This window comes from Paenirhodobacter hankyongi (genome assembly GCF_003664585.1).
GTDB classification, from domain to species: Bacteria; Pseudomonadota; Alphaproteobacteria; order Rhodobacterales; family Rhodobacteraceae; genus Rhodobacter; species Rhodobacter hankyongi.
Genome location: NZ_RCHI01000014.1, coordinates 23317 through 49620, shown reverse-complemented (window position 1 = coordinate 49620; position 26304 = coordinate 23317). Strand labels below are relative to the sequence as shown.

25 protein-coding genes are annotated in these 26304 nt (G+C 68.3%); 3 read left to right on the top strand and 22 right to left on the bottom strand.

From position 1 onward, the window contains the following. Nucleotides 1-55: 55 nt before the first annotated feature. Both DYS74_RS13805 and iolG read right to left on the bottom strand, forming a co-directional pair. Complete coding sequence (locus DYS74_RS13805; RefSeq protein ID WP_121534276.1) at nt 56-982, bottom strand: sugar ABC transporter substrate-binding protein; 927 nt, start codon at nt 980-982, stop codon at nt 56-58. 115 nt (nt 983-1097) lie between these two features. After that, nucleotides 1098-2105 (bottom strand): inositol 2-dehydrogenase, encoded by a 1008-nt coding sequence (iolG, locus tag DYS74_RS13800; protein WP_121534275.1) that lies wholly within the window; start codon nt 2103-2105, stop codon nt 1098-1100. 166 nt (nt 2106-2271) lie between these two features. Here iolG and DYS74_RS13795 point away from each other — a divergent pair, with 166 nt between their 5' ends. Next, nucleotides 2272-3297: a LacI family DNA-binding transcriptional regulator gene (locus DYS74_RS13795; protein WP_121534274.1), complete on the top strand. Its 1026-nt coding sequence runs from the start codon at nt 2272-2274 to the stop codon at nt 3295-3297. Nucleotides 3298-3306: 9 nt separating this feature from the next. Here DYS74_RS13795 and DYS74_RS13790 read toward each other — a convergent pair whose 3' ends face one another. Both DYS74_RS13790 and DYS74_RS13785 read right to left on the bottom strand, forming a co-directional pair. Beyond that, nucleotides 3307-3726: a MarR family winged helix-turn-helix transcriptional regulator gene (locus DYS74_RS13790; RefSeq protein WP_121534273.1), complete on the bottom strand. Its 420-nt coding sequence runs from the start codon at nt 3724-3726 to the stop codon at nt 3307-3309. 118 nt (nt 3727-3844) lie between these two features. Next, the gene (locus tag DYS74_RS13785) at nt 3845-4885 is read right to left on the bottom strand and encodes a substrate-binding domain-containing protein (RefSeq protein WP_245965288.1); all 1041 of its coding nucleotides are present in this window, start codon (nt 4883-4885) and stop codon (nt 3845-3847) included. Between the two features lie 202 nt (nt 4886-5087). Here DYS74_RS13785 and DYS74_RS13780 point away from each other — a divergent pair, with 202 nt between their 5' ends. Then, complete coding sequence (locus DYS74_RS13780) at nt 5088-6539, top strand: amidase (protein ID WP_121534272.1); 1452 nt, start codon at nt 5088-5090, stop codon at nt 6537-6539. Here the strand turns inward: DYS74_RS13780 and DYS74_RS13775 are convergent. From DYS74_RS13775 to DYS74_RS13720, 12 genes are all read right to left on the bottom strand, one after another. Beyond that, nucleotides 6536-7300 carry an urease accessory protein UreD gene (locus tag DYS74_RS13775; RefSeq protein ID WP_121534271.1) on the bottom strand — a complete coding sequence of 255 codons (765 nt, stop codon included), beginning with the start codon at nt 7298-7300 and terminating at the stop codon, nt 6536-6538. The genes DYS74_RS13780 and DYS74_RS13775 overlap by 4 nt on opposite strands. Before the next feature lie 11 nt (nt 7301-7311). Continuing rightward, a complete protein-coding gene (gene ureG / locus DYS74_RS13770; RefSeq protein ID WP_121534270.1) occupies nt 7312-7917 on the bottom strand; it encodes an urease accessory protein UreG in 606 nt (201 codons plus the stop codon). Beyond that, nucleotides 7914-9617, bottom strand: coding sequence for an urease subunit alpha (gene ureC / locus DYS74_RS13765; RefSeq protein WP_121534269.1), 1704 nt, complete (start codon nt 9615-9617; stop codon nt 7914-7916). Before ureC ends, ureG begins: the two co-directional genes overlap by 4 nt. Then, entirely contained in the window at nt 9614-10288 is a 675-nt protein-coding gene (ureB, locus tag DYS74_RS13760) for an urease subunit beta (RefSeq protein ID WP_121534268.1), read from the bottom strand. Before ureB ends, ureC begins: the two co-directional genes overlap by 4 nt. A gap of 12 nt (nt 10289-10300) precedes the next feature. After that, nucleotides 10301-10951: an urease accessory protein UreF gene (locus tag DYS74_RS13755; RefSeq protein WP_245965287.1), complete on the bottom strand. Its 651-nt coding sequence runs from the start codon at nt 10949-10951 to the stop codon at nt 10301-10303. 14 nt (nt 10952-10965) lie between these two features. Further along, nucleotides 10966-11421, bottom strand: coding sequence for an urease accessory protein UreE (locus DYS74_RS13750; protein ID WP_121534266.1), 456 nt, complete (start codon nt 11419-11421; stop codon nt 10966-10968). Nucleotides 11422-11474: 53 nt separating this feature from the next. Continuing rightward, complete coding sequence (locus DYS74_RS13745; protein WP_121534265.1) at nt 11475-12989, bottom strand: amidase; 1515 nt, start codon at nt 12987-12989, stop codon at nt 11475-11477. Between the two features lie 144 nt (nt 12990-13133). Beyond that, entirely contained in the window at nt 13134-13847 is a 714-nt protein-coding gene (locus DYS74_RS13740; RefSeq protein ID WP_121534264.1) for an ABC transporter ATP-binding protein, read from the bottom strand. Beyond that, complete coding sequence (locus tag DYS74_RS13735; protein ID WP_121534263.1) at nt 13831-14568, bottom strand: ATP-binding cassette domain-containing protein; 738 nt, start codon at nt 14566-14568, stop codon at nt 13831-13833. Before DYS74_RS13735 ends, DYS74_RS13740 begins: the two co-directional genes overlap by 17 nt. Next, entirely contained in the window at nt 14561-15589 is a 1029-nt protein-coding gene (locus DYS74_RS13730; protein ID WP_121534262.1) for an ABC transporter permease subunit, read from the bottom strand. The genes DYS74_RS13735 and DYS74_RS13730 overlap by 8 nt, the downstream gene beginning before the upstream one ends. A 13-nt stretch (nt 15590-15602) precedes the next feature. Further along, complete coding sequence (locus DYS74_RS13725) at nt 15603-16469, bottom strand: branched-chain amino acid ABC transporter permease (RefSeq protein WP_113901945.1); 867 nt, start codon at nt 16467-16469, stop codon at nt 15603-15605. Between the two features lie 21 nt (nt 16470-16490). Further along, nucleotides 16491-17726, bottom strand: a complete 1236-nt coding sequence (locus DYS74_RS13720; protein WP_121534261.1) for an urea ABC transporter substrate-binding protein — start codon at nt 17724-17726, stop codon at nt 16491-16493. Between the two features lie 347 nt (nt 17727-18073). Between DYS74_RS13720 and DYS74_RS13715 the strand changes: the two genes are divergently transcribed. Continuing rightward, nucleotides 18074-19816, top strand: coding sequence for a nitrilase-related carbon-nitrogen hydrolase (locus tag DYS74_RS13715; protein ID WP_121534260.1), 1743 nt, complete (start codon nt 18074-18076; stop codon nt 19814-19816). On the opposite strand, the gene DYS74_RS13710 is transcribed toward DYS74_RS13715, so the two are convergent. The 6 genes from DYS74_RS13710 to DYS74_RS13685 all read right to left on the bottom strand — a co-directional run bounded on the left by DYS74_RS13710 (nt 19806) and on the right by DYS74_RS13685 (nt 26273). Next, entirely contained in the window at nt 19806-20582 is a 777-nt protein-coding gene (locus DYS74_RS13710) for an SDR family NAD(P)-dependent oxidoreductase (protein ID WP_121534259.1), read from the bottom strand. The two genes, DYS74_RS13715 and DYS74_RS13710, sit on opposite strands and share 11 nt — an antisense overlap. Before the next feature lie 3 nt (nt 20583-20585). Next, complete coding sequence (locus DYS74_RS13705) at nt 20586-21896, bottom strand: TRAP transporter large permease (RefSeq protein WP_121534258.1); 1311 nt, start codon at nt 21894-21896, stop codon at nt 20586-20588. A gap of 83 nt (nt 21897-21979) precedes the next feature. Continuing rightward, on the bottom strand, nt 21980-22495 hold the full coding sequence (locus tag DYS74_RS13700) for a TRAP transporter small permease (protein ID WP_121534257.1): 516 nt from the start codon (nt 22493-22495) through the stop codon (nt 21980-21982). Then, nucleotides 22496-23581, bottom strand: a complete 1086-nt coding sequence (gene dctP / locus DYS74_RS13695; protein ID WP_121534256.1) for a C4-dicarboxylate TRAP transporter substrate-binding protein — start codon at nt 23579-23581, stop codon at nt 22496-22498. A 43-nt stretch (nt 23582-23624) separates the two neighbouring features. Then, the gene (locus DYS74_RS13690; protein WP_121534255.1) at nt 23625-25112 is read right to left on the bottom strand and encodes a class I adenylate-forming enzyme family protein; all 1488 of its coding nucleotides are present in this window, start codon (nt 25110-25112) and stop codon (nt 23625-23627) included. After that, nucleotides 25113-26273, bottom strand: coding sequence for a thiolase domain-containing protein (locus DYS74_RS13685; protein WP_121534254.1), 1161 nt, complete (start codon nt 26271-26273; stop codon nt 25113-25115). Between the last annotated feature and the right edge of the window lie 31 nt (nt 26274-26304).

Here is a 26304-nt window from a genome sequence, read left to right as displayed (position 1 = left end):
CTCCCTGCAAGCTGTGGCGTGGGCCGGGGCGCTCCCCGGCCCGTCCGGATGCGGCTCAGCGGATGCCCTTGGCCGACAGCGCGACGACCTGCGCCGCCTTGTCCTTGGTGATCAGGTTCGGACCCGAGGGCACGTTGCCGCCCGGCATCAGCCCGTATTCGGCATAGAGCGCGAGGAAATCGACCGGCAGATAGCCCTGCAGGAACTGCTGCTGGTCGATCGCGAAGGTCGCATCGCCCTGCGCCACCGACTCGAGGAAGCCGGCCGAGAGATCGAAGGTCGAGACCCGGACCGCGCCCGCGCGGCCAAGCGCCTTCACCGCCGCCACCGCGGGCTCGCCCGCGACCGAGGCATTGAGCGCCATCACCGTGTCGATCTCGGGATCGGCCTCGAGCGCGGCCCGCACCTTCGCCTCGACCTCGGTCGGATCGGAGCTGGTCGGCAGCACCTTCACATTGCCGCCGAAGCCCTCGGTGAAGCCGGCGCAGCGCTGGTCGAGCGAGACGTTGCCGACCTCCTGGTTGATGCAGATGCCCTTCTTGCCGCCCATCTCGCGCAGCTTCTCGCCCGCCTTCATGCCGGCGTCCTTCTCGTCCTGGCCGACATGCAGCAACGCGCCGAGCTTCTTCGACACGTCCGAGCCCGCGTTGATCGAGATCACCGGGATGCCGGCGGCCACCGCGCGCTCGATCGACGGGCCGAGCGCATCGGCATCGGGGATCGAGACCACGAGCCCGTCGGGATGCTGGTTCACCGCGGCGTCGATCAGCTGGCTCATCGCCACCATGTCGAAGGTCTCGGGCGAGCGGTATTCGACATGCGCCCCGGTGCGCTGCGCGGCATATTCCACGCCGTTCTTCACCACCGACCAGAACGGATCGTTCGCCTGACCATGCGCCACGACGACGATGTCGGTGGCGAAGGCCGGCAGGGCGATGGTGATCGCCGTCGCAGCCATCAGGCCGCCAAGCAGTTTCTTCATGGTCTCCTCCCAGTGTCCTCTTGTTGTCAGGGCGGCCCTCCTCGCCGCCCCGCGCCCCGGCGCCTCATGCTCCGGGGCAGACCCCGTGACGCCCGGCCGGGCGCCCGGAATTTCCTCAGCCGCCGAGCATGTCGGCGGTGATCGCCACGCTGCGCCCGCTTTGCGCGGCCCGCGTCGCGGCCTCGGCGCAGGCAAGCGCCGCAACCCCCTCGGCAAGCGGCACCGGCATCGCCGTGCCGGCCTTCACCGCAGCGACGAAGGCGCTCCATTCCGCCTCGTAGGCACGCATGTAGCGCTCGAGGAAGAAATACACGGGCTTGGCCGAGCTGGCGCCGACCGTCGTGATCTTCTGCACGGTGTTCTCGAGCACGTTCTGCGCCGACAAAAGCCCGCCCGAGCCCAGCAGCTCGAGCCGCTGGTCATAGCCATAGCCTGCCCGGCGCGAGTTCTTGATGACGGCGAGGCGGCCGTCGGCCCAGGTCAGCGTCACCACTGCGGTGTCGACATCGCCCGCCGCGCCGATCTCCGGATCGACGATCGCCGTGCCGGTGGCGCTCACCGTCGCCGGCGCCCCGCCCATGATCCAGCAGGCCATGTCGAAGTCGTGGATCATCATGTCGCGGAACAGACCACCCGAGACCCGCACATAGCTGACCGGCGGCGGCGCCGGATCGAAGGAGGTGATCGCCAGCAGCTCGCCCTTGCCGATCTCGCCACGGTCGAAGGCGGCCTTGAGCGCGGCGAAATTCGGGTCGAAGCGGCGGTTGAAGCCGATCATCACCGGCGCGCCATTGCCCGCCGTCGCCGCCTGGCAGGCCAGCGCGCGTTCAAGCGACAGATCGACCGGCTTTTCGCACAGCACCGCCTTGCCGGCGGCCGTCGCGCGCTCGATCAGCGCCGAATGGGTGTCGGTCGAGGTCGCGATCAGCACCGCGTCGATCGCCGGATCGGCCAGGATCGCCTCGACGCTGCGCACCTCGGCGCCCACTTCGGCGGCGAGTGCCTGCGCCGCCGCCGCATTCACGTCGGCAATCGCGACAAGCGCGCTTTCGGCATTCGCAAGGATGGATTTTGCGTGCACCTGACCGATCCGGCCAGCGCCGAGCAACGCGACTTTCAGCATGACGTCCTCCCAGACCCGGGCGACTCGACCCGGTGATGGCGCTACCATCACGCTGTTTGCACGCGCGTGCAACAGATTTTTGCACGCGCGTGCAGATTTCCTCGCCGCGCCGGATTTTCCATGTATCTTCGGAGAAGGAGAGCATAGAACCAGCGCAGGAGGACCGATGACTCAGCACCGCGGCAAGACGGGCCCCGACGCCAATGTGACGGCCGACGATGTGGCGACGGCGGCCGGCGTCTCGCGCTGGACGGTCAACCGGGCCTTCAAGAAGGATGCCTCGATCTCGCCACGCACCCGCGACAAGGTGATGGAGGCGGCGCAGACGCTGGGCTATGTGCCCGACCTGCGCGCCGCCTCGCTGGCCTCCGACCGCTCGAATCTTGTGGCGCTGCTGGTCGACGATTTCGCCAACCCGCACAAGCTGGTGATGATGGAGCGGCTGACCCGGATCCTGCGCAAGCACGGCTGGGACACGCTTCTGGTCAACACGCTCGACCGCGACGACACCGGGCATGCGCTCCTGAACGCCAGCCAGCGCCGGGTCGATGCGGTGATCCTGATCGGCATCCAGTTCGACGACGAGACGCTGGCCGCGGCGCAGCATGCCCGCCGCTTCCGCAAGCTGATCATCTTCGCGCGCACCTCGCAAAACCCCGACACGATCTCGATCGCGGTGGACGATGTGGCGGCGATGACCGAGATCGCCGATTACGTCCGTGCCCGCGGCTATCGCCGGCCGTTCTTCCTGGCCGGTCCGCGCACGGTCTCGGCGCATCTGTCGCGCAAGGAAACCTTCCTGTCGCGCTGGAAGGCCCATTTCGGCACCGAACCCGAAAGCGCCGAGGTCCCGGCCTATGACCCGATCCTGGCCGAGGCGGTGGTGACCGAGGTGCTGGGCAACCGCCCGCGATCCGAGATGCCCGACGTGCTGGTATGCGAGAACGACGCACTTGCCATCGGTGCGGTCGACGTGATCCGGCACAAGCTCGGCCTGCGCATCCCCGAGGACATCGCGGTCACCGGCTTCGACGACGTGCCGCAATGCCGCAGCCCGAATTACCGGCTGACCACCTATCGCCAGCCGCTGACCGAAATGGCGGAATATCTGGTCGAGGTGCTGGAAAGCAGCGAGGAGCGCGATTTCGACCGCGCCTTCACCGGTTGCCTGGTGCCGCGCGAAAGCGCCTGATCGACAGCGTCAGTTGCCGAGCTCGGACAGGATCCGCCGCATCTCCTGCAACTGATCGTCACGGAAGGTCTCGGCGATGTGCTTCTCGTGATCGCCGCTGACATCGCGCAGCTTGCGGCACATGGCCACCCCGGCCGCCGCCAGCGCGATGCGCACCTTGCGCCGGTCCTTCTCGTCGGGAACGCGGAAGACGAGGCTTTCGCGCACCATCCGGTCGATGATCTTGGTCAGCGTCGCCGGCTCGACCAGAACCTTCTCGGCCAGCTGCCCCATCGGCGTCGGCCCGTCCTGCTCGAGCGCCTTGAGCACGCGAAACTGTTCGATCGCGATACCGCCGGGCTGAAGCCGCCGCGCCAGATCGTCCTCGATCAGGCGATTGGCGCGGGCGATGAGATATCCGATCTGCTCGGTGAGCTTTTGATCCGCCATGTGACTACTGTGCCGATTAATCTAATGCGTTTTTGATAGTAGCAGTTTCAAAAAAATAAATCCATGGGATTTGCGCCGCGTCTGCGCCGACCCCGCCCGGAATGCCGGTTTTCGCCGATCAGGCCATGAAGGTCTCCCGCACCTGGAACGTCACCCCTTCCGCCTCGGCCAGACGCACCCCCGCATCGGCATCGCTGCGGCCGATCAGCCGATAGGCCGCAGCCCGCGGCAACCGGTCGCGCAGGAAGCGGGCCATGAGATGCCCGTCGACCCGGCCGATCCGGTCGGCCAGCGCCGCCACCAGATAGATCGCGTCATAGCAATTGACCGTGTTCGTGGTCATCGACGGCAATTCGCCCGAGAAACAGCTTTCATAGCGCTCGACCAGCGCGTCGCGGTCATGGCCCCGGCTCGAGTCGAAATAGGCCTGCGCGGCGAAGAGGTTCTCGGAACAGCCCTCGGACACGCCCAGAAGCTGCGTTTCCTCGAAGGCGAGGTTGAGGCGGATGATCCGGCAGCTCAGCCCGGCATCGGCGAAGGCGCGGTTGAAGCAGACCGAATCCTCGCCCAGCATCGCCACCACCACCACATCGGGGCGCGCCCGCGCGATCTTCAGCAGGGTCTCGTCATAGTCGCGCTGGCCCAGCGACAGGAAGGCGTCGCCGACGAACTCGCCGCCGATCATCCGGATCGCGGTTTCCGTCGTGCCATGGGCCACGCGCGGCCAGATGTAGCGGTTGCCGACGAAGAAGAAGCGGCGCGCGCGCCGGTGGGTGAACATCCAGTCGAGACTGGGGATCAGCACCTCGGCATCGGTGATGCCCAGCGTCGCCGTGCCCGGGCCGCAAAATCCGCCCTCGTAATGCGGCGTGTAGATATAGGGGGCCAGCCCCGCCAGCCCGCGGCGCACCGCCGGGCGCAGGTTGCTCGACTGCAGGCCGATCACCGCGTCGACGTTCTCGTCGATCGCCAGCCGCTGCGCCGCCTGAAAGGCGCTTTGCTGCGTCTCGCCCGAGTCGATATGGACGATCTCGACTTCCTGGCCCAGTACGCCGCCCGCGGCGTTCAGCTCGGCTGCGGCGAGGATTGCCCCGCCCTGGCATCCGAGAGTCCAGAGCCCAGCCAGGCCGTCATGCGAGAGGATCAAGCCGATTTTCATGCGGCAACTGTGTCGCAGCCCGCGCAGGCCGGCAAACGTCGCGCGGGGTGTCGCCGGTGCCGCGCGGCGTTTGCCCATTCTTTGGTCGCCTTTGCCCCTGAGAATGCTGAATTTCGCCCGAAAGCGCGCAAGATCCGCTATTTGATTGATATGTCGTTTGTTTACTTTTCTACTAATTGAAAAGCAACAAATTGGGTCTGTCATGAACGCATATTGCACGGCCGTCGACCTGTCGACGCGGGAAATCCCCGATCTTTCGCTGCTCGAGACGCGGGCGCTGATCGCCTCGGGCGCGGCCAGCCCGCTCGAGGTGACCGAGGCGGTGCTTGACCGCATCGACGCGGTCGATCCGGCGCTGAATGCCTATCTCACGCTGACCCGCGAGCATGCGCTCGAGGCGGCGCGGATCGCCACCGAGGAACGCGCGAAGGGGCTCGACCGCGGGCCGCTGCACGGCGTGCCCTTCGCGCTCAAGGACCTGTATGAGACCGATTTCGCCCCCACCTCGGCCGGGCTTGCGCTGCTGCGCGACAATGCGACCGGGCGCAACGCCACCGTCACCACCCGGCTCGAGCAGGCCGGGGCGGTGATGCTGGGCAAGCTCGGCATGACCGAGGGCGCCTATTCGGGCCACCACCCCGAGATGGCGGTGCCGAAGAACCCCTGGAACCCGGCCTGCTGGGCGGGGTCGTCGTCTTCGGGCTCGGGGGTTTCGGTCGCGGCGGGGCTGTGCTTCGGCGCGCTCGGCTCGGATACCGGCGGCTCGATCCGCTTCCCCTCGGCCGCCTGCGGCATCACCGGGATGAAGGGCACCTGGGGCCGGGTCAGCCGCGCCGGGGTCTTTGCGCTCGCCGACAGTCTCGACCATGTCGGGCCGATGGCGCGCAGCGCCGCCGATTGCGCCGCGATCCTGTCGGTGATCGCCGGGGCCGACCCCGCCGACCCGACGGCGCTCCTTGACCCGGTGCCCGATTACCTTGCCGCCTGCGCCGGTCCGGTCCGCGGCCTGCGGATCGGCATCGACCGCGCCGCGGTGCTCGAGAACGTGGCGCCCGAGACGGCGGCGGTGATCGCCGACGCCATCGCCGCCTTCGAGGCGCTTGGCGCCGAGATCGTCCCCGTCGCCTTCCCCTGGCCCGCCGACGCCACCGACCAGTGGTCGGTGCTCTGCGCGATCGAGGTGGCGCTGGCCCATGCCGGCCGCTTCCCGGAACAGCGCACGGGCTATGCGCCGCACCTGACCGCGCTGCTCGATTACGGCCACGGGCTTTCGGCGAAGGAGGTCGGCGCGGCGATGCAGTGGCGGCTCGTCTACAACGGCGCGGTGGCGCGGGCGATGCACGGGCTCGACATGGTGCTGTTGCCGATCACCACCGCGCCGGTGGCCGAGCTTGACAACATCTATGCCGCGCCCTCGGCCGGCGAAAGCGACGAGAACCTCGGCGATCTGCTGAAGTTCACCGCGCCCGCCGATTTCACCGGCCGCCCGGCGCTGACCCTGCCCGGCGGCTTCGACCGCCGCGGCGCGCCGATCGGCTTCCAGCTGGTCGGGCATGCGCTGGCCGAGGCCACGCTGTTTGGCGCCGGTGCCGCCTTCCAGCGGGTGACCGACTGGCACACCCGCCGCCCCGATCTTGCGCCGTTCCGCGGCTAGGCGAGGCGGTCGCGCAGCAGGCGGAAGGCGCGGTCAAGCGCGCCTCCGCTCTCCGCCGCGATGCGGATCGCCGTGCCCAGCCCGCCGCGCAGGCGCGCCGCGGCGGCATAGGCGCCGGGCAGATCGAGCGGCCCCTCGGCCAGATCGTCGCGGCCAAAGAGCGTGACCGAGCCAAAGGCCGCCGCCCGCCCCGGCAGGGCGGCAAGCGCGATCAGCCCGGCCTCGTCCACCGCCTGCCGGTCGTGCAGCAGCACCCGCCCGGCCGGGTCGGTGACCCGCAGTGCCGAGTGCCAGCCGCCACCGGCCGCGGGCGCGGTGGGGGTCTGGCGGCAAAACCCGTCGAACAGGATCGCGACCGCACCGGGCTCGAGGCAAAGCTCGATCTCCTGCGCGAGCTGCGCGCCGGGCATCAGCACGGTCGGGTCGGGCATCTGCCGCAGCACCGCCCCCGCGGCGACGTGGAAGGCCCAGTCAGACCGTGCAGGCCGCGGCGCGCCCCGGTCGGCATGGACCAGAAGCGCGCCCGCACTGACCAGATCGACCCGCGCGCCGGGCTGCAGCGTGACATGGTGGCGCCAGTGGTCGCCCGGCAGCAGCGCCGCCCCCGCGCATTGCGGCAGCACCGTGAGCGGCCCGGTCACCCCCGCCCGCCGATAGCCGCGCGGCAGCGACCAGGGCCATTCGACATGACGCGCAAGCAGCGCCGTGCCGCCGTCCGCCGCGCGCCCGAAGCGCAGCGACAGCTGGGGCCGCGCGGCCATCTCCTCGCCCCTCACTTGAACAGCACCTCGTGGCGCAGATGGGCGACGACCTCGGCCACGCCCTCGCCGCGACGACAGACCGTCGCCAGCACCGGGGCACCGCCACGCACCGCCTGCGCCTCGGCCAGCATCTTCGGGAAATCGACGCCGACATGCGGCGCCAGATCGACCTTGTTGATCACCAGCAGGTTCGATTGCACGATGCCCGGCCCCTTCTTGCGCGGAATGTCGTCGCCCCCCGCCACGTCGATCACGAACATCCAGAAATCGACCAGGTCCGGCGAGAAGGTCGAGGCAAGGTTGTCGCCCCCCGATTCCAGCAAGATCAGGTCGAGCCCGGGATAATCCGCCTCGAGCCGGTCGGCCGCGGCCATGTTCAGCGTCGGGTCCTCGCGGATCACCGTGTGCGGACAGGCCCCCGCCTGCACCGCGCGCACCCGGTCGGGCGGCAATTGCCCGCCGCGACGCAGCCGCTCGGCATCCTCGTCGGTCACCAGATCATTGGTGATCACCGCCGTGTCGATGCCCTGGCGCGCCAGCTCGCCCAGCATCGCCTCGATCAGCGCCGTCTTGCCCGAGCCCACCGGCCCGCCGATCCCCACCCGTGCCGCGGTCATCGCAGGAAATACCTCCGCGCCAGCGGCACCTCGCGGGCCGGTTCCACCACCAGCGGCACGCCGTCCGCGGTGGCCGCAAAGGTCTGCGGATCGACCTGCACATCGGGCAGCGCGGCGTTGCGCAGCATGTCGCGCTTGCCCAGCCCGCGCACCGAGCGGATCTGCACGAAGTCCTTCAGCACGCCGAGCCGCGCATGGGTGCCCGCCTCGATCGCCAGCCGCGAGACGAAGGTGACGCCCAGCCGGTGTTTGGCGCTGCCAAGCGCGCCCCACATCGGCCGGTGGATCTGCGGCTGCGCCCCGGCGAAGGAGCCGTTGCCGTCGCCCATCGTCGCCCAGACGATGGTTCCGCCCTTGATCACCAGATCGGGTTTCGCGCCGAAGAAGGCGAAGGGCCACAGCACGATGTCGGCCATCTTGCCCAGCGCGATCGAGCCGACCTCGTGGTCGATCCCCGCCGCGATCGCCGGGTTGATCGTGTATTTCGCCAGATAACGCAGGATCCGCTCGTTGTCGGCGCGGGCGGTTTTCTCCCCGGGCAGGCGGCCGATGCGGTCCTTCATCACCGAGGCAAGCTGCCAGCATTTCGCGACATTCTCGGCCAGCCGCCCCATGCCCTGGGTGTCGGTGGCGAAGATCGAGATCGCGCCCATGTCGTGCAGCAGATCCTCGGCCGCCATCGACTGCGGCCGGATCCGCGCCTCGGCGAAGGCCACGTCCTCGAGCAGATCGAAGCTCATCATATGGGCGAGCATCGTCATCGGCACGCCTTCCTCGAGCGCGGGCAGGGTGAAGGGGTTGGTCGGGTTGGTCGAGGAGGGCAGGACGTTTTCGAACCCGTTCACCGCCAGGATGTCGGGGGCATGGCCGCCGCCCGCGCCCTCGGTGTGATACATGTGGATGGTGCGCCCGGCGATGGCGGCCATCGTGTCCTGATAGAAACCGAATTCGTTGATCGTGTCGGTGTGCAGATGGACCGAGAAATCGGCCGCATCCGCCGCCCGCAACGCGCCGTCGAGCACCGCCGGCGAGGCGCCGAAATCCTCGTGGATCTTCACGCCAAGCGCCCCGCCCGCCACGCTTTCGGTGACCGCGTCGGGGTTCGAGTTGCCACGGCCGAGAAAGCCGAAGTTCAGCGGGAATTCGTCGGCCGCCTGGATCAGCCGGCCGAGTGTGTGCGGCCCCGAGCAGCTGACGTCGAAATTCGGCCCCGGCGACATGCCGATCATCGTCGTCGTGCCACCGGCAAGCGCGTGCCAGGCCTGCTGCGGCGACAGGAAATGCGCATGTGCCTCGATCGCGCCGGCGGTGACGAAATGATTGTCGCCATGCACCACGGTGGTGTTCGGCCCGGTGACGAGGTCGGGGTCGACGCCGTCCATGATGTCGGGGTTGCCGGCCTTGCCGATGCCGACGATGCGGCCCGCGCGAATCCCGATGTCGCCCTTCACGATGCCAAGTTCCGCATCGAGGATGACCGCGTTCTGGATCACCATGTCGAGCGCGCCCGAGGCCGCGGTGCCGCTGGTGCGGAACCCCTCGCCGTCGCGCATCGCCTTGCCGGCGCCGGTGGTCAGCTCGTCGCCATACTGGGTGTGGTCGCATTCGATCTCGGCCAGAAGCGAGGTGTCGCCAAGCCGCACCATGTCGCCTGTGGTAGGGCCGTAAAGGCGGGCATAGTCCGCGCGCGAAATCCTCATCCGAGATACCCCTTCGCCTGTGCGCGGGCCATCGCGGCCTCGCGCCCGCCCTCGACCGGGCCCTCGGTCAGCCCGGCAAAGCCGTGCACCACCTGCAACCCGCCATAGGGGACGAGCGTCACCTCCTTCTCGATGCCGGGATCGAAGCGCTCGCCGCCGCCCGAAGGCCGGTCGAGCCGCATCCCGAAGGCCGCCGCCCGGTCGAAGGAGAGCGCGCGGTTGACCTCGAAGAAATGCGCGTGGCTGCGCACCTGGACGGTGCGGTCGCCGGTGTTCAGCACACGCAGCACGCGGGACGGGCGGCCCGCGTTCAGCTCGATCTCGCCCTCGGCGGCGATCACCTCGCCCGGGCGGATCTCGCCCGGCGCGGGCTGGATCGGGTCGAAGACGGTGACGAGCTTGGTGCCTTCGGCCATCGAGACCTCGACCGAGAAGGTATTGAGCAGGCTCGCCACGCCCGGCTCGACCTGCTCGGCGGTCAGCACGGTGGCGGCATGGCTGACGATCTCGGCATGGGTCAGGCCCTGCCGCGCCACGGTCAGCAGCTCGTCGGCGATCAGCGCCACCGCCTCGGGATGCGAGAGCCGGATGCCCAGCCGGACATAGCGGCGGGCCAGCTCGGCCGCGGTGAAGATCGTCAGCCGCTCGGTTTCGGTTGGGGTCAGGTGCATTCCGTCCTCCGCTCAGTTGATGAACAGCCGCCCGTCGCGCGGCCGCATCAGCGCGATGTCGGACAGCGGCGAAAAGCCCGCGGGCAGGGTGCCGGGCGCGGGCAGGTCGGCGGCAAGGGCAGCGATCCGGGGGGCAAGGGCGGAAAGCTCGCGCTGCATCGCGATCGCCCCGATGGCGCCCAGCCGCACCGCGGCCGAGAAACAGCCCCGCGCCATCGCCAGCGCCGAGACGGCGAGCGCAGCGGCGAGATCGAGCCCCGAGACCGCGAGGAAATGGCCATGCACCACGGCGAAATGGCCAAGCCCCGCCCGCTCGGCCGCGCGCGCCGCGGGGTCTAGTTCGATCCGCAGCGCGCGCGCCGCGGCGAACAGCGCCTCGCCCGCCTGCACCGAGGCGCCGCGCAGCCGCTCGACGGGCATCAGCGCGTCAATGGTGGCGAACCAGTCACCAAGCGCGGCCCCGGTGGCGCGGAACCCGCCCGCCAGCGCCAGCCGGTCGAAGCCGTGCCAGCGCCCCTGCAGTTCCGCCAGAACCCAGCCCGACAGGCTGTGCCGGTCGACCCGACCATCGGCCAGCGCGCTTTCCAGCCCCCAGGAAAAGGCGAAGACGCCGCTTGGAAAGCCGCTGTCGGCAAGCTGCATCGCCCGCACGAGCGGCATCATGCCGGCCTCCGCGCTCATCCGATGTCGAACCGCGCAAGCGTCGCAAGATCGCGCAGCCGGTCGCGATAACGCGCCTCGGGCCCGTCGAGGATGACATCCATCCAGCCCTCGCCGAAGACCACCTTCCAGTGCAGGTTGCCGCACCAGTGGCCCAGCCGCAGCGCATCGCCCAGCGAATGCGGCACCAGCCGCAGCCGCGCGCCGCCGCCGATCCGCGCCACGATCGCCATGCCGTCGCGGCAGTAAAGCACCGCGCCGTCGGTCAGCTTCTGCGCGCGCGGCAGGGCAATGGCGCAGTCGCGGCCGCGGTCGGTGGTCAGGCGGATGCGCTTGCGCCCGGCCTCGGCCTCGGGGATCGCCACGGTCTCGAGCCCGCCCAGATGGTCGAGCGCATGCAGCATCTCGGCCCAGGGTTCCTCGTCGACCTGGCCGAGGATCCGGTCGAGCATCAATGGCCCCTCTCCCGTCATCCGCTGTCCTTTCGTGGGCCCGCCCCGGCATGGTGGCCGGGGCGGGGCGTTGCTCAGAACGATTTCCAGTCGCCCGATTTCTCGAAGGCATCGCCCAGGGTGTAGAGCGTGCTTTCGTCCCAGAGCTTGCCGACCAGCATCATCCCCACCGGCAGGCCGTCGACCATGCCGCAGGGCACCGACAGCGCCGGGTGATGCGAGATGTCGAAGGGCGCGGTGTTGGGCAGGATGTCGAAGCCGCGCGCGATGATCTCCTCGCGCGAGGCATCGGGGCCCGGCAGCGGCGTCGCCACCTTCGGCACCGTCGGCATCAGCAGCGCATCGTAATCCGCAAGCACCGCGTCATAGGCCGCCCGCAGCGCATAGGTCAGGTTGTGCGCCTTGCCGTAGAAGCGCTTGCCGTATTCGTCATCGGCGAACTGCGCGAAGATCATCGCGAGCTTGAGCGTCTCGGACAGCTCGTCCGCCCGCTCGCGCCAGCCGCGATGGACGTCCATGAAGCTGGTGACGTAAAGATCCTGCCGCGAGGTGCCATAGCCATCGCCCAGCATCATCGTCTGCATCAGCCCCTGCAACCCGATCGGGGTCCAGATGTCGGGCCCGTCGAGGTGCATCGGGATCGAGACCTCCTCGACGATCACGCCGAGCGCCTCGAGCCGCTTCGCCGCGGCGCGGACCGTGTCATCGACCGCCGCCTCGGATTGCGGATGGCCGAAGCCCTCCTTCAGCAGGGCGACCTTCATCCCCTTCACCGGCTTGCCGAGCGCCTCGGTATAGGGCGCGGTCTTCACCCCGATCTGGCGGCAGTCATAGCCATCGGGGCCGGCCAGCACCTCGAGCATCAGCGCGCTGTCGGCGACGGTCTTGGTGATCGGGCCGGCATGGTCGACGGTGATCTCGATCGGCACCACGCCGGTATAGGGCACGAGGCCGTGGGTGGGCTTCATGCCGACAGTGCCGCAGAAGGCCGAGGGCATGCGGATCGAGCCGCCCTGGTCGCCGCCGATCGCCATGTCGACCTCGCCCTTCGAGACCAGCACCGCCGAGCCCGAGGACGAGCCGCCGGCCGAGCGGCTCGGGTCATAGGGGTTGCACACCGGGCCAAGCGCCGAGGTGTGGCTGCCGCAGGACATGCAGAAGCATTCGCAATGCGCCTTGCCGACAATCGTCGCGCCGGCATCGAGCAGCCGGGTGACCAGCGTCGCGTCGACGTTCGGGATATAGCCCTCGAGCGTCGAGGAGCCGTTCATCATCGGCACGCCGGCCAGCATGACGTTGTCCTTCAGGACCACGGTCTTGCCCTTCAGCTTGCCCTCGGGCGCGCCGGGAACGGTCGACTTCACATACCACGCGTTGAGCGGGTTCTCGGCCTTCGGCGGCTGCACGCCCGGCGTGCGCGGGTATTTCACCACGGGCAGCGGGTCGATCATCCGGTCGACCTTGTTGTAGGCGGCGACATAGCCGCCGAGCAGCCCCTTGATCGAGGACACGTCCTCGGGCGAGAGGCTGAGGCCGATCCTTTCGGCCACATCCGCGATCTGGGCGTCGTTCGGAAGTCTGACTGCCATGGGGGAACTCCTTCGGGTTTGCGCGGCACGGCCACGCGGGCAGTTGCATGCGGCACGGCCGCACGGGATCGTTCCCTTCCGCGACCATCGCGAAAGGAAGGAAGACAGGTGTCGGGGCTGGGGATCCGCCGCGGCGGGTCTCCGTCAGGCGGTGAAGCCCATGAAGGCGCTGACCGAGCGCGAGTCGGTCAGCTCCGCGCGCGGGATCTCCTTCTCAAGCACGCCGTTCGAGATCGCGTAGACGCGCTTCGACAGGCCTGCGATGAACTCGAGGTTCTGCTCGACGAGGACGATGGTGATGTCGACCTTCTGCGTCAGCGCCGCGAGGGTTTCCGAGATCTCGTCGATGATCGAGGGCTGGATCCCCTCGGTCGGTTCGTCGAGCAGCATCAGCTTCGGCCGCCGGCACAGGCAGCGCGCCAGCGCCAGAAGCTGTTGCTCGCCGCCCGAGAGCGCGCCGCCGCGCCGGTCGAGAAGCCGCTTGAGCCGAGGGAAAAGCTCGAGCATCTCCTCGACCGTCTGCGCGACGACAGCCGCCTTGCCGGGGATGCCGACCTGCAGGTTTTCCTCGACGCTCAGGTTCGGGAAGATCTGCCGGCCCTGCGGCACCAGGCCGATGCCGGCGCGGGCGCGGGCGTTGACCGGCTGGCCGAGGACGGACGTGTCCTCGAAGCGGATCTCGCCGCCGGTGACCTTCACATAGCCCATGATCGCGCGCATCAGCGTGGTCTTGCCCATGCCGTTGTGGCCGAGAATGCCGACCACCTCGCCGCGATCGGCGTGAAAATCGACCCGGTGCAGCGCCGGGACCAGCCCGTAGGCGGCCGACAGGCCGGAGACTTCAAGCAGATGCGACATTGGCCTGTTTCCCCAGATAGATTTCCTGAACCTCGCGGTCAGCCATGATCTCGTCGATCATCGCCTCGCGGAAGATCGCGCCGCGGTTGAAGACGGTGACGAATTTCGCGATCTGCCGGATGAAGACCATGTCGTGCTCGACCACGATCACCGCCGCCGAGCGCGCCGATTCCAGCACCAGCCGCGCGAGCCGGTCGCGCTCCTCGCCGGTCATGCCGGCGGCGGGCTCGTCGAGCAGGATCAGCGCCGGCTCGGCCGCCAGCACCATCGCCAGTTCCACAAGCTGGCGCTGGCCGTGCGACAGAGTGCCCACCTCGCGCTTCGCCAGATGGGTGATGCCACAGCGTTCGAGCGTCTTCTCGGCCAGCTCCTTCGCCTGCGCCGCCATGTGCTTGCGCCGCGAGGACAGCCGGACGTTCTCATAGACCGAGACCCCGTCGAACACGTTCGGCATCTGCGTCTTGATGCCGATGCCGAGGTTGACGATGTCGTGGGTGTTCCACCCGGTCATGTCCTCGCCCTTGAAGGTGACGCTGCCGCGGGTCGGGATCAGCTGGCCGGTGAGGCATTTGAAGAAGGTCGACTTGCCCGCGCCGTTCGGCCCCAGCAGGCAGCGCAGCTCGCCGTCGCGCAGGGTGAAATCCACCTCGTCGACCGCGGTGACGCCGCCGAACTGCATCGTCAGGCCGCGGGTCTCGAGGATGTTCGTCCAGTCACTCATCGGCCTTGCCTCCGGTCTTCTTCCGCCGCGCCAGGGTCCAGCCATCGACGATCAGCTTGCGCAGCGTCGGCACGATGCCCTTGGGCAGGGCCAGCACCAGCACCATCATGATCGCGCCAAGGACGGCGAGGCTGTTCAGCAGTTCCATCGTGCCGAGCTTGAGCGTCAGCCATTGCAACAGGATCACCCCGATGATCGGGCCGACCAGCGTGCCGACGCCGCCCGCCATCACCCAGACCAGTGCCTTGGCCGACATCTCCATCGAGAAGGCGTTGGGGTCGATGAACGCCTGATAGGTGGCCCACATCGCGCCGGCGAGCCCGGCGATGCCCGAGCCGATGGCAAAGACCACCAGCTTGTGGCGCCGCACGTCATAGCCGAGCAGCGAGGCGCGGGTCTCGTTCTCGCGAATGCCGATCGAGACGCGACCGAAGTCCGAGGCGATCAGCAGCCGCAGCACGATATAGACGACGATCAGGAAGCCCATGAAGACCTGGAACATCTGCACCGGATCGAGCATCGCCTCGGGCTCGCCCGGGATGTTCATCACCGGGATCGAGGGGATGCCGTTGAAGCCGCCAAGCCGCGCCTCGCCGATCGCGTATTCGGGGCCGGCGGTGTGGTTCGCGAGTTTCCAGAACAGCAGCGTGACCACCATCGTGACGACGCCGAGGTAAACGTCCGACAGCCGGCCGTAGAAGATGAAATAGCCCAGCGCCGCACCGAACAGGCAAGGGATCGCAAAGGCGAGGATCAGCGGAATGGTGGTCTCGCCGATGTTGATCGCGGCGACGGCGAAGGTATAGGCGCCGAGCCCGAAGAAGGCGGCCTGACCGAAGCTCAGGATGCCGCCGAAACCCCAGATGTAGCCGAGCGACAGCGCGAACACGGCCAGCACCACATATTGGGTGATCTGCATGATGGTGAACATGTCGAGCACCACCGGCAGGATCAGCATCGCCGCAAGGCCGATCGCGACCATCACGTAGAAGCCGGGGTCCCGGAGTACGGATTTCTCCATCTGCTGGGTCTCCTCAGAGGGAACGTTTGAAGATGCGGCCGGTGATGCCTTGCGGCAGCAGGCGCAGCAGGACGAGCGCGGTGACCAGAAGCGCCGCATCGCCATAGACGGGGCCGGTCAGGAAGGTGACGCCCTGGCTGATCGTGCCGAGCAGCGTCGCCGAGGACAGCGTGCCCGCGATCACCGAGGCGCCGCCGGTGATGACGGTGATGAAGCTTTGCCCCACCAGGTTCATCCCCATCGTCGGCACCACGCCGGTGACCGGGGCGAGCAGCCCGCCCGCGAGCCCGGTGATCGCCGAGCCGATGCCGAAGGTGGTCATGTAGACCCAGCGGGTGCGGATGCCGAGCGCCTCGGCCATGTCGGCGTTCTGCATCGTGGCGCGGGCGATCAGACCGGCCTTGGTGAATTTCAGCACGCACCAGATCGCCACCAGCACCAGCACGGCAAAGCCGATCAGCACGAAGTTGTAGATCGGCACCTGATAGGCGCCGATCTTCATGCCGCCGAACGGCGTCGAGACCCCCTGCACGGTATTGCCGAAGATCATCGTGACGCCGCCCATCATCAGCATCGACAGCCCCCAGGTGGCCAGCAGGCTGTCGAGGATGCGCCCGTAGAGCCGCTGGATCACCAGCCGCTCCACGATGATGCCGAACACCCCCACCACGACGGGAGCGAGGATCAGGATGGACACCCACTCGTTGACGCCGGCATTGGTCGAGATGACGACGGTATAGCCGCCCAGCATCAGGAACTCGCCATGGGCGAAGTTGATGATGCGCATCATGCCGAAGATGATCGCAAGGCCCGAGGCCAGCAGCACGAGCCAGGCGATGGCCCGGATCATCTCGAGCGCGACAACGAGTGTGTAATCCATGTCGGTGCTCCGCCTTTCAGCTTACAGGCTGATTTCGTACTGGGTGTTCGACTTCGGATCCTTGATCAGGTCGCACACCATCTGGGTGTCTTCGGGCTGCGAATCCGGGAAGGTCTCGTTGATGCCGAAGACGCCGTCCTTGCAGGTGGCGATATAGACGTCGCGCACCGCATGCTGGGTCTTGGGGTCGATCTTCACCTTGCCCGCCGGCATGTCGTAGGTCTTGCCCGAGGTCAGCACCTCGAGCAGCGCGTCGCGCTTGGTCGAGCCGGCTTCCTTGACCGCGTCGGCCCAGATCTTCATGCCCTCGTAGGTGACTTCGGAAATCTCCGACATCACCCATTTCTTGTCCGGGTATTCCTGCGCGACCTTCTCGAGGAAGGCCTTGTTGGTCGGGTTGTCGATGGCCTCGAAATAGCCGAACGAGGCGATGATGCCGTCCGATTCCTCATGCGTCAGGATCACCTGCTCGGTGCCGCCGGCGCCGTAGACGGTGGAGACGATCGGGATCTGGCTCTTCATCCCGGCCGCCGCCCACTGGCGATAGAAGCCGAGATGCGAGGTGCCGACCATCGCCGAGAGCACGAAATCGGGCTTCGCGCCCTGGATCTTCGAGATCGTCGAGCCGAACTGTGCCACGTCGAGCGGGAAGAACTCGGTCGCGATCACCTCGCCGCCGTTCTCCTCGACATAGCGCTTCACCCAGGCCGCGGTGATGTGGCCATAGTTGTAGTCGGCGGCGACGGTATAGACCTTCTTGCCGTAGAGGTTCATCGCATAGGGGATGACGCGCTTGACCGTCTGCGCGGGGGTGGTGCCCAGCGTGATCTCGTTGCGGTCGCACACGCCGCCTTCATACTGCGTGTTGTAGAAGTAGAAGGTGTTGTAGCGGTGGAAGATCGGCCGGATCGTCTCGCGGCTGGCCGAGGTGATGCCGCCCATGACCACGTCGACCTTGTCCTTCAGCGCGAGCTGGGTCGCGTATTGCGAATAGAGCGACATGTTCGACTGCGGGTCGTAGATCACCGCCTCGACCTGCTTGCCCAGGAGCCCGCCCGCGTCGTTGATCTCCTTGATCGCGAGCTGGAACACCTGGTTCATCGGCACACCGGTGGAATCGAGCGCCCCCGAGAGGTCGTGCAGACCGCCGACCTTGATCGTGTCGGTGCCCGCGCGGGCCACGAGCGGCGAGGCAAGCGTCGCGGCCGCTGCGGCGCCCGTCGTGTAGAGGAAGTTGCGTCGGCTGAGCTTGGTCATTTCGAGAGCCCCTGTTGGAAACGGATGCTCGATCAAAGGCAGATTCATTGAATTATCAAATATCGAAAGATGATAATTGGCGGGATTTATGGATTTCGCCCAATATTTGACCTGAATCCGGGGGCTGATGGCTGGTTTCGCATCGCCAATCTGCCGAAATGCCCTCGAATCCCTGCCGAATCCGCCGGAAACGGGTCGGATCGGTCAGGACTCTGCCCGCCACGGGGATGCGGCAGCACAGATTTGCCTCTTGCGTCGAGATACTTTCCGTTTCAATATTTTTCAGGAATCCGGCCCCATCCCTCACGGAGCTCTCCGGCCGGAGCCCCAGCTTTCGGAGATCCGCCATGCCCGCGCCAGCCCCCTTCAAGGTCGCCTCGATCCAGTTCGAACCGACGATGTTCGCGAAGGAGGCGAACATCGCCGCGCTTGCCCGGATGTGCAGCGAGGCGGCACAGGACGGCGCCCGGCTGATCGTGACGCCCGAGATGGGAACGACCGGCTATTGCTGGTACGACCGCGCCGAGGTCGCCTCGGAGGTCGAGACCATCCCCGGCCCGACGACCGAACGCTTCCGCGAGATCGCCGCGGCGCATGATTGCTATATCGTCGTGGGGATGCCCGAGGTCGATCCGGTCACCGACCTCTATTACAACAGCGCCGCGCTGATCGGGCCCGAGGGGGTGATCGGCACGCACCGCAAGTCACACCCCTATATCTCGGAACCGAAATGGGCGGCCTCGGGCGACATCGCGCATCAGGTCTTCGACACGCCGATCGGGCGGATCGCGATCCTGATCTGCATGGACCTGCATTTCTTCGAGACGGTGCGGCTTGAAACCCTCGCCGGCGCCGACGTGATCTGCCACATCTCGAACTGGCTGGCCGAGCGCACCCCCGCGCCCTACTGGATCACCCGCGCCTTCGAGAACGGCTGCTATGTGGTCGAGGCGAACCGCTGGGGGCTCGAGCGCACGGTGCAGTTCTCGGGCGGCAGCTGCATCATCGGCCCCGATGGCCGCGTCGAGGCGCAGGTCGATGCCGGCGACGCGATCGTCACCGGCCTGATCGACCCGGCCCGCGCCCGTGTCGGCCGGGTGCTGGGCGAGCCGGTCTTCGAGATGCGCCGCCCGGCGCTCTACAAGACGCTGATGACGAACAGTTTCACGTGGAACTCCCTCGATTACTTCCGGCTTTACGGCTATCAGCCGCTGCCCGGGGCCGGGGCCTCGACGCTTGCCGTCGCGCAATTCGCCCCCGGTGACGACAGCGCCGCGAACCTTGCCCGCATCGAGGCCTTCGCCGCCGAGGCGCAGGCCGCGGGGGCGGCGCTGCTGGTGCTGCCCGAGCTTGCGCTGACCGGCCCCCGCGACCCGGCGGCACGCGCCGAACCCGTCGAGGGCGCGCTGATCGACCGCTTCACCCGGATCGCGATGCGGCACCGGCTGCACATCGTCGCGGGCTTTGCCGAGCGGGCGGGCACGCGGCTTTACAACGCGGTGGTGCTGGCCGGCCCCGAGGGACGGGTGGGGGTCTATCGCAAGATCCACCTTTCGCAGGCGGATCTTTCATGGGCCACGGCAGGCGATGACTGGGCGGTGTTCGATCTGCCCTTCGGCCGGCTCGGGCTGCTCACCGGCACCGATGCGCTGCTGCCCGAAAGCGTGCGGGTGCTGGCGCTTGCAGGCTGCGACATCGTCGCCTGCCCCGCCGCGCTGCCGCCCGGCTTCACCGGCGCCCATGCCGGCACCGCGATCCCGCACAACTTCCCGATCCCGAAGGCGGCCGATCCCTGGCACTGGCACGCGCTGCGCACCCGCAGCGGCGAGAACAACCTGCATCTGGTCTTCGCGAATGTGCCGGGCGCCGGAAACCCGGGGGCGAGCGGCATCTTCGGCGCCGACACCTTCGCCTTCCCGCGGCAGGAAAGCGCGATCCTCGAGGGCGAGGGGCTGGCGACGCTGGCGATCGACCTGACGAATGCCGACACGCCCTATCCCTCGACCGTGGTGCGGCGCAAGGATCTGGTCACCATGCGCCTGCCACACCACTACCTGCCGCTGGTGCTGGACGGCGGCCTCAGACCCTGAGCGCGCCGGTCTGCGTCATCCCCGCGGCCATGTAGCCGCCGTCGACGGTCAGCACGACGCCGTTGACATAGCCAGCCCCCGCCGAGGCGAGATAGGCCACCGCCTCGGCGATGTCGGCGGGCAGGCCACGGCGCCGCGCCGGCACCATGTCGAGCACCCGAGCCCAGGTCTCCTCGCTGTAGGCGCCCATGGTCATCGGCGTCTCGATCACCCCGGGCGCGATCGCGTTCGCGGTCACGCCGAGCGGGCCGAGTTCCAGCGCAAGCTGCCGCGTGAGGCCGATGATCGCCGCCTTCGAGGTGCCATAGGCCGCGCGCCCGACCCCGGCCCGCATCCCCGAGATCGAGGCGATGTTGACGATCCGGCCATGGCCGCGCGCCGCCATGCCGCGCCCGGCGCGCTGGCTGCACAGGAAGGTGCCGGTGACGTTGACCGCCATCACCTTGTGCCAGCTTTCCGGCGCAAAGCCGAGCAGCGGCTCGACGATCAGCAGCCCGGCGCTGTTGACGAGAATGTCGATGCCGCCAAGCTCTGCCTCGGCACGGTCGAAGGCCGCCTCGATCGCCGCCGGGTCGGCGACGTCGAGCGCCAGCCCGACCGCCACGCCGCCCTGCGCGCGGATCTCGGCGGCGACGGCCTGCGCCGCCTCTGCCCGCAGGTCGGTCACCGCGATCGCCACCCCCCGCCGGGCCAGTTCCAGCGCCGCGGCGCGACCGATGCCCGAGCCCGCGCCGGTCAGCAGGGCCACCTCTTGCCGATTGCCCATCTCTTACCTCCCCATCATCGTGTCGGGCAGCCAGGTGGTGATGACCGGGATGAAGAACAGGATCAGCACCGTCACCATCTCCATCGCGATGAACCACAGCGCGCCGCGGAACACGTCCGACAGCGGCGTGTCACGGTCGATGCCGGCGATGACGAAGCAGTTCAGCCCGACCGGCGGGGTGATGAGGCCGATCTCGCACATCTTCACGCACAGGATGCCGAACCAGATCGGATCGAAGCCGAGCCCGGTCACCGTCGGGAACATGATCGGCAGGGTGATGACCATCATCGAGAAGGCATCGAGGAACATGCCAAGCGGGATGTAAAGCAGCAGCAGGATGCCCACGACCAGAAGCGGCGGCACGCCGCTGCCGACGATCGCCTCGGCCACCGCCTGCGGCACCTGGGCGAGGGTCAGGAAATAGCTGAAGATGCCCGCCCCGATCATCGTGAACAGCACCATCACCGTGGTCGTGGTGGTCGAGCGGAAGCTTTCCTGCAGCCGTCCGCCCAGCCCCCGGCGCCCCTCGCGCGAGAGCACCAGCATCAGGAAGGCCGCAAGCGCACCGATCGCCCCCGCCTCGGTCGGGGTGACGAGGCCGAGATAGATCCCGCCGAGCACGATCAGGAACAGCACCAGCACCTGCCAGGCCTGACCGGTGGCGCGCAGCCGCTCGCCCCAGCCGGCGCGCGGGCTGCGCGCGGCGATGTTGTGGCGCGCCACGATCGCCGTGCCTGCCATGAAGACGATCGTCGTCAGGATGCCCGGCACGAAGCCCGCGATCAGCATCTTGCCGGCCGAGACCTCGGTCAGCGCGGCATAGAAGATCAGCAGCACCGAGGGCGGGATCAGCACGCCCAGCACGCCCCCCGCCGCGACGGAGCCCGCGGCAAGGCGGGGGTCATAGCCCGCGCGCTTCATCTCGGGGATGGCGACGGCGCCCACCGTCGCCGCGGTGGCGACGGACGAGCCCGAGGTCGCGGCAAAGCCCGCCGAGGTCAGGATCCCCGCCATGGCAAGCCCGCCCGGCAGATGCCCCACCCACTTGTTCGCGACATGGAACAGCCGTCGCCCGACCTGCGCCTGATGCGCGAAGGCGCCCATCAGGATGAACAGCGGGATGACCGTCAGCGAATAATTCGCGGCCGAGGAGAAGGGCAGCGATTTCAGCCGGCTGAGCAGGAAGGACAGATCCTCGCTCATGATGATGCCGAAGGCGCCCGAGAGTGCCAGCGCGGCAAAGACCGGCGTGCCGATCGCCAGCAGCACGAAGATCAGCCCGACGGCCAGAAGTGTAATCAATGTGATGTCCATGACATGTCCCATGCGACCCCGCCGCGCCGGGATGGCGCGGGCGGGACGGGTGAGGGGGGCGGACCGGAGACCGGTCCGCCGGCTCAGTGGGAGGCGCTCTCGCGCGGGTCGGGAGCGATCCGGCCGGTGGCGATCATCGCCGCGTGGACCAGCGCCTGCAGCGCCGCGAACCACAGGCCGAAGGCGGTGGCGATCTTCGCCCACCAGACCGGCACGTGGAAATAGCCCCAGCGGAACTCGCGGATCGAGAAGGAATAGGCGGCTTCCTGCGTCGCGGGCCAGGCCAGCAGCAGGAAGGTCAGCGCCGCCAATATCCAGCCCAGCGCCGCCAGCCCCCGCGACAGATGCAGCGGCAGGGCGTCGGTCATCAGCGTGACGCGGATGTGGCCGTCATCGACCAGCGTCGCGCCGAGCCCCATGAAGACCACCATCACCATCGACATCTCGGTCATCTCGAATAGCCCGGGCACGGCGCTGCCGATCAGCGCGCGCGCGACGACATCGACGGTGATCGCCACCATCATGAAGCCGAGGAAGGCGAGCGCCACCCAGGTCAGCCCGTGCGAGACCCGCTCGAGCGCGCGGTTCAGCCGCTCCATTCACAGCTCCGCCGCGATCTCGACCGAGCGGCGCAGCCGGCCGGCGGGGGCGTGCCTGGCGATCGCCGCGTCGATCAGCGCCTGCATCGCGGCGCCGTCGATGCCCGCCGGAGTGGCGACGGTGTCGACCCATTGCTGTGTCTCGGCCGGCTGCACCAGCGCCCGCGCCTTCGCCTTCTCGGCCTCGGGCAGGGATTGCAGCCTTGCCCCCTCGGCCAGCGCCTTCTTCACGTAATCGGTCAGCACCCGGTCATAGATCTCGGTGAACTTTCCGCCATAGAGCTCGTTTGCCAGATCGGTGCAGATCTGCTGGTTCGCGGCCGACAGCCCCTCGAAGACGCCGCGGTTCATCACCGTCACCGCAGGCGCATGGGCGCCGTCGCCGATGTCATAGAAGTTCGGCGCGATCTCGTGCAGCTTGTAGGCGACGGCGGTGACGAAGTCGAAACCATAGACCCCGTCGAGCACCCCGCGTTCGAGCGCCTGATAGACCTCGCCCGCCGCCATCGGCACAGCAACGCCGCCCAGGCGCTGGATCACGTCGGTGGCGATGCCATAGCCGCGGATCTTCTTGCCCTTGATGTCCTCGATCGAGGTGATCGGCTCGCGCATCACCAGCGGCGCATAGTTCCAGTTCGTCCAGTACAGCACCTTGCAGCGGTGCCGCTCTTCCCATTCCTGGCGCAGCGGCGCGAACTGCTCATAGACGTCGCGGCAGACGAGCTGCAGCGTGTCCGCCCGGTCGACCCGGAAATACCATTCGAGCCCGCGCGTCACCGGCACCTCGGCCTGATAGTAGCCGGGCGAGATCAGCGTCATCTCGGAGGTGCCGTCGCGCACCGCGCCCAGATGCTCGCCCACCTTGTTCAGGCTGCCCGCCCAGTAGCGGCGCACCTTGACCTCGCCGCCCGAACGCTTTTCGAGCTCGTCGAGGAACCAGCGGTCGATCCACGAGGGGCCGGCGGTCTCGGTCACGTAGCTGTCGAACTTGAGCGACGTCGCGGCTGCCGCCGCAAACGGCAGGCCGGACAGCATCCCGGCCCCGGCCAGCGCCCCGCTCGTGCGCAGGAAATCACGTCTTTTCATGGTTTTTCCTCCCTTTGTCCGGGCTCCTCCTGCCCGGGATGTGTCAGATCTGCGCGCCGGCGCGCAGTTCGGTCTTCAGGATCTTGCCGTAGCCGTTCTTCGGCAGATCGGGCACGAAGACATAGCGCTTCGGCCGCTTGAACGAGGCGATGTGCTGCCGCACCCAGCTGTCGAGTTCGGCCTCCTCGGCACTGCGGCCCGGCTCGAAGACGACATAGGCCACCACCTGCTCGCCCCAGTCGGGTTCGGGCTCGCCGATCACCGCCACCTCGAACACCGCCTCGTGGCGCAGCAGCGCCTCCTCGACCTCGCGCGGATAGATGTTGGTGCCGCCCGAGATGATGACGTCCTTCGAACGGTCGGTGAGATAGAGGAACCCGTCCTCGTCGAGATGGCCGAGATCGCCGGTGTGGAGCCAGCCGCCGCGCAACGTCTCGTCGCTCGCGACCGGGTTCTGCCAATAGCCCTGCATCACCGTCGGACCCTGCACGCAGATCTCGCCGGTCTGGCCGGGCGGCAGGGGCTCGCCCTCGGGCGACAGGATCGCCACGGTCGCGGCGCCTGCCGCGATCCCGACCGAGCTGCGCCGCGCCCGCCAGCGCGGGTGGCCCTGATCGGCGACCAGCGCGCGCGGCAGCACCGAGATCGTCATCGGGCTCTCGCCCTGGCCATAGATCTGCACGAAGCGCGGCCCGAACAGCTCGAGCGCCTCGTCGATGTCATTGGCATACATCGGCCCGCCGCCATAGATGACGGTGCGGATGCCGGCGCCGTCATAGCCAAGCGGGCGCGCCGCGGCGACCAGCCGCTTGACCATCGTCGGCGCCGCGAAGAACACCAGGTTGCCGCGGCTTTCAGCGAGCGCGATGATCTCGGCCGCGTCGAAGCCGCGCGAGGCCGGGACCAGATGCGCGCCGCCCGCGCGGATCTGCGCGAACATGTAAAGCCCCGCGCCATGCGACATCGGCGCGGCGTAAAGCATGTGATCCTCGGGCCGCGGCCCGTCGACGTCGAGCGCATAGCACAGCGTCATCTGCCGCAGGTTCTCGTGGCTGAGCATCACCCCCTTGGGCTTGCCGGTGGTGCCCGAGGTGTAGAAGAGCCAGGCCAGATCACCCGCCGCCGCCGGACGCGGCGGGGTCAGCTGATCGCCCTTCGGCACCGCGGCCGAGATCGCCTCCTCGGCCAGGCCCGGGAAAAGCGTGCCCTTGTCGGTGACGACCAGCGCCGCGCCCGAGTTGCGCACGATCCATTCCGCCTCGGTCGGGTGCAGCTTGCAGTTCACCGGCACGACGACCGCGCCGATCCACCAGCAGGCATGCAGCCATTCGATGTATTCGGGCGCGTTCTTGGCAAAGATCGCCACCCGGTCGCCCGGGCCGATGCCATGCGCCGCGCCCAGATGCCGGGCCCGGTCGCAGACCGCGCGCAGCAGGCTTGCATAGCTGTGCCGCAGGCTGTCGCCCTGGAACACGGCAGGACGGGTCGGCCAGGCATGGGCCGTCTGGTAAAGCCAGCTCGCGATGTTCATTCAGAGGCCCGCCGCCTGCAGCACCGTGGCATAGTTCGCCACCGCGGCGCCGCCCATGTTGAAGGTCAGGCCCCATTCGGCCCCCGGCCGCTGCATCGCGCCCGCCTGTCCGGTCAGCTGCCGGAACGCCAGCGCATGCATCGACACGCCGGTGGCGCCGACCGGATGGCCCTTGGCCTTCAGCCCGCCCGACAGGTTCACCGGCAGCGCGCCCTCGGGCATCACCGTGCCCTCCTCGATCGCGCGCGCGCCCTGCCCCTTCGCAGCCAGCCCCATCGCCTCGTAGATCAGCAGCTCGGCCGGGGTGAAGCAGTCATGCACCTCGGCGAAGTCGAGATCACCGACCGTGATCCCCGCCGCGGCATAGGCCGCGCGGATCGCGCGTTCCGGCCCCTCGAAGGCGATGAAGTCGCGCCGGCTCATCGGCAGGTAATCCGACACATGCTCGGCCGCGGCGATGCGGACGCGGCGGGCCGATTGCGGATCGGCGGTCAGCACCACGGCCGCGGCGCCATCCGAAACGAGCGAGCAATCCGACAGCCGCAGCGGCGGCGCGATCAGCGGGTTCTTCTCGCTGACCTCGCGGCAGAACTCGTAGGACATCGCCTTGTGCATCTGCGCGAGCGGATTGTTCAGCGCATTGGCGTGGTTCTTCGCCGCGATCCGGGCCATCGCGTCCATCGGGTCGCCGTAACGCTCGGCATAGGCCTGCGCCGCCACGGCGAAGACCTGCGGGAAGCTCAGCGCCGCCTCGGCCGGGTCGTTCTGGTAACCGGCGCCGGCCAGCGCGGTGGTCACGTCGGGCGTCGAGCGGTGGGTCATCTTCTCCGCGCCCACCACCAGCACGGTGCGCGCCCGCCCGGCACGGATCATGTTCAGCCCGGCATGGATCGCCGCCGCGCCCGAGGCACAGGCGTTCTCGCAGCGCGCCGCCGGCTTGAAGCGCAGCGCCGGATGCGCCTGATGGATCAGCGACGAGGCGAAACCGTCCGGCACCAGCCCCGAGTTGAAATGGCCCAGATAGACCGCGTCGATCGTGGCCGGGTCGATCTCGGCCTCGGCGATCGCCTCGCGTGCCGCCTCGACGATCAGCTCCTCGAGCGTCTCGGTCAGCCGTCCAAAGCGGGTGTGACCGCTGCCGGTGATATAGATGGATGTCATGTCGATGTCCTCCCGCTGTCACTTTCGTCGC

Bases quoted from the DNA above. Each gene is read 5' to 3' on its own strand.
- DYS74_RS13805 (WP_121534276.1), bottom strand. From the start codon at position 982: ATGAAGAAACTGCTTGGCGGCCTGATGGCTGCGACGGCGATCACCATC.
- iolG (WP_121534275.1), bottom strand. From the start codon at position 2,105: ATGCTGAAAGTCGCGTTGCTCGGCGCTGGCCGGATCGGTCAGGTGCAC.
- DYS74_RS13795 (WP_121534274.1), top strand. From the start codon at position 2,272: ATGACTCAGCACCGCGGCAAGACGGGCCCCGACGCCAATGTGACGGCC.
- DYS74_RS13790 (WP_121534273.1), bottom strand. From the start codon at position 3,726: ATGGCGGATCAAAAGCTCACCGAGCAGATCGGATATCTCATCGCCCGC.
- DYS74_RS13785 (WP_245965288.1), bottom strand. From the start codon at position 4,885: ATGAAAATCGGCTTGATCCTCTCGCATGACGGCCTGGCTGGGCTCTGG.
- DYS74_RS13780 (WP_121534272.1), top strand. From the start codon at position 5,088: ATGAACGCATATTGCACGGCCGTCGACCTGTCGACGCGGGAAATCCCC.
- DYS74_RS13775 (WP_121534271.1), bottom strand. From the start codon at position 7,300: ATGGCCGCGCGGCCCCAGCTGTCGCTGCGCTTCGGGCGCGCGGCGGAC.
- ureG (WP_121534270.1), bottom strand. From the start codon at position 7,917: ATGACCGCGGCACGGGTGGGGATCGGCGGGCCGGTGGGCTCGGGCAAG.
- ureC (WP_121534269.1), bottom strand. From the start codon at position 9,617: ATGAGGATTTCGCGCGCGGACTATGCCCGCCTTTACGGCCCTACCACA.
- ureB (WP_121534268.1), bottom strand. From the start codon at position 10,288: ATGCACCTGACCCCAACCGAAACCGAGCGGCTGACGATCTTCACCGCG.
- DYS74_RS13755 (WP_245965287.1), bottom strand. From the start codon at position 10,951: ATGATGCCGCTCGTGCGGGCGATGCAGCTTGCCGACAGCGGCTTTCCA.
- DYS74_RS13750 (WP_121534266.1), bottom strand. From the start codon at position 11,421: ATGACGGGAGAGGGGCCATTGATGCTCGACCGGATCCTCGGCCAGGTC.
- DYS74_RS13745 (WP_121534265.1), bottom strand. From the start codon at position 12,989: ATGGCAGTCAGACTTCCGAACGACGCCCAGATCGCGGATGTGGCCGAA.
- DYS74_RS13740 (WP_121534264.1), bottom strand. From the start codon at position 13,847: ATGTCGCATCTGCTTGAAGTCTCCGGCCTGTCGGCCGCCTACGGGCTG.
- DYS74_RS13735 (WP_121534263.1), bottom strand. From the start codon at position 14,568: ATGAGTGACTGGACGAACATCCTCGAGACCCGCGGCCTGACGATGCAG.
- DYS74_RS13730 (WP_121534262.1), bottom strand. From the start codon at position 15,589: ATGGAGAAATCCGTACTCCGGGACCCCGGCTTCTACGTGATGGTCGCG.
- DYS74_RS13725 (WP_113901945.1), bottom strand. From the start codon at position 16,469: ATGGATTACACACTCGTTGTCGCGCTCGAGATGATCCGGGCCATCGCC.
- DYS74_RS13720 (WP_121534261.1), bottom strand. From the start codon at position 17,726: ATGACCAAGCTCAGCCGACGCAACTTCCTCTACACGACGGGCGCCGCA.
- DYS74_RS13715 (WP_121534260.1), top strand. From the start codon at position 18,074: ATGCCCGCGCCAGCCCCCTTCAAGGTCGCCTCGATCCAGTTCGAACCG.
- DYS74_RS13710 (WP_121534259.1), bottom strand. From the start codon at position 20,582: ATGGGCAATCGGCAAGAGGTGGCCCTGCTGACCGGCGCGGGCTCGGGC.
- DYS74_RS13705 (WP_121534258.1), bottom strand. From the start codon at position 21,896: ATGGACATCACATTGATTACACTTCTGGCCGTCGGGCTGATCTTCGTG.
- DYS74_RS13700 (WP_121534257.1), bottom strand. From the start codon at position 22,495: ATGGAGCGGCTGAACCGCGCGCTCGAGCGGGTCTCGCACGGGCTGACC.
- dctP (WP_121534256.1), bottom strand. From the start codon at position 23,581: ATGAAAAGACGTGATTTCCTGCGCACGAGCGGGGCGCTGGCCGGGGCC.
- DYS74_RS13690 (WP_121534255.1), bottom strand. From the start codon at position 25,112: ATGAACATCGCGAGCTGGCTTTACCAGACGGCCCATGCCTGGCCGACC.
- DYS74_RS13685 (WP_121534254.1), bottom strand. From the start codon at position 26,273: ATGACATCCATCTATATCACCGGCAGCGGTCACACCCGCTTTGGACGG.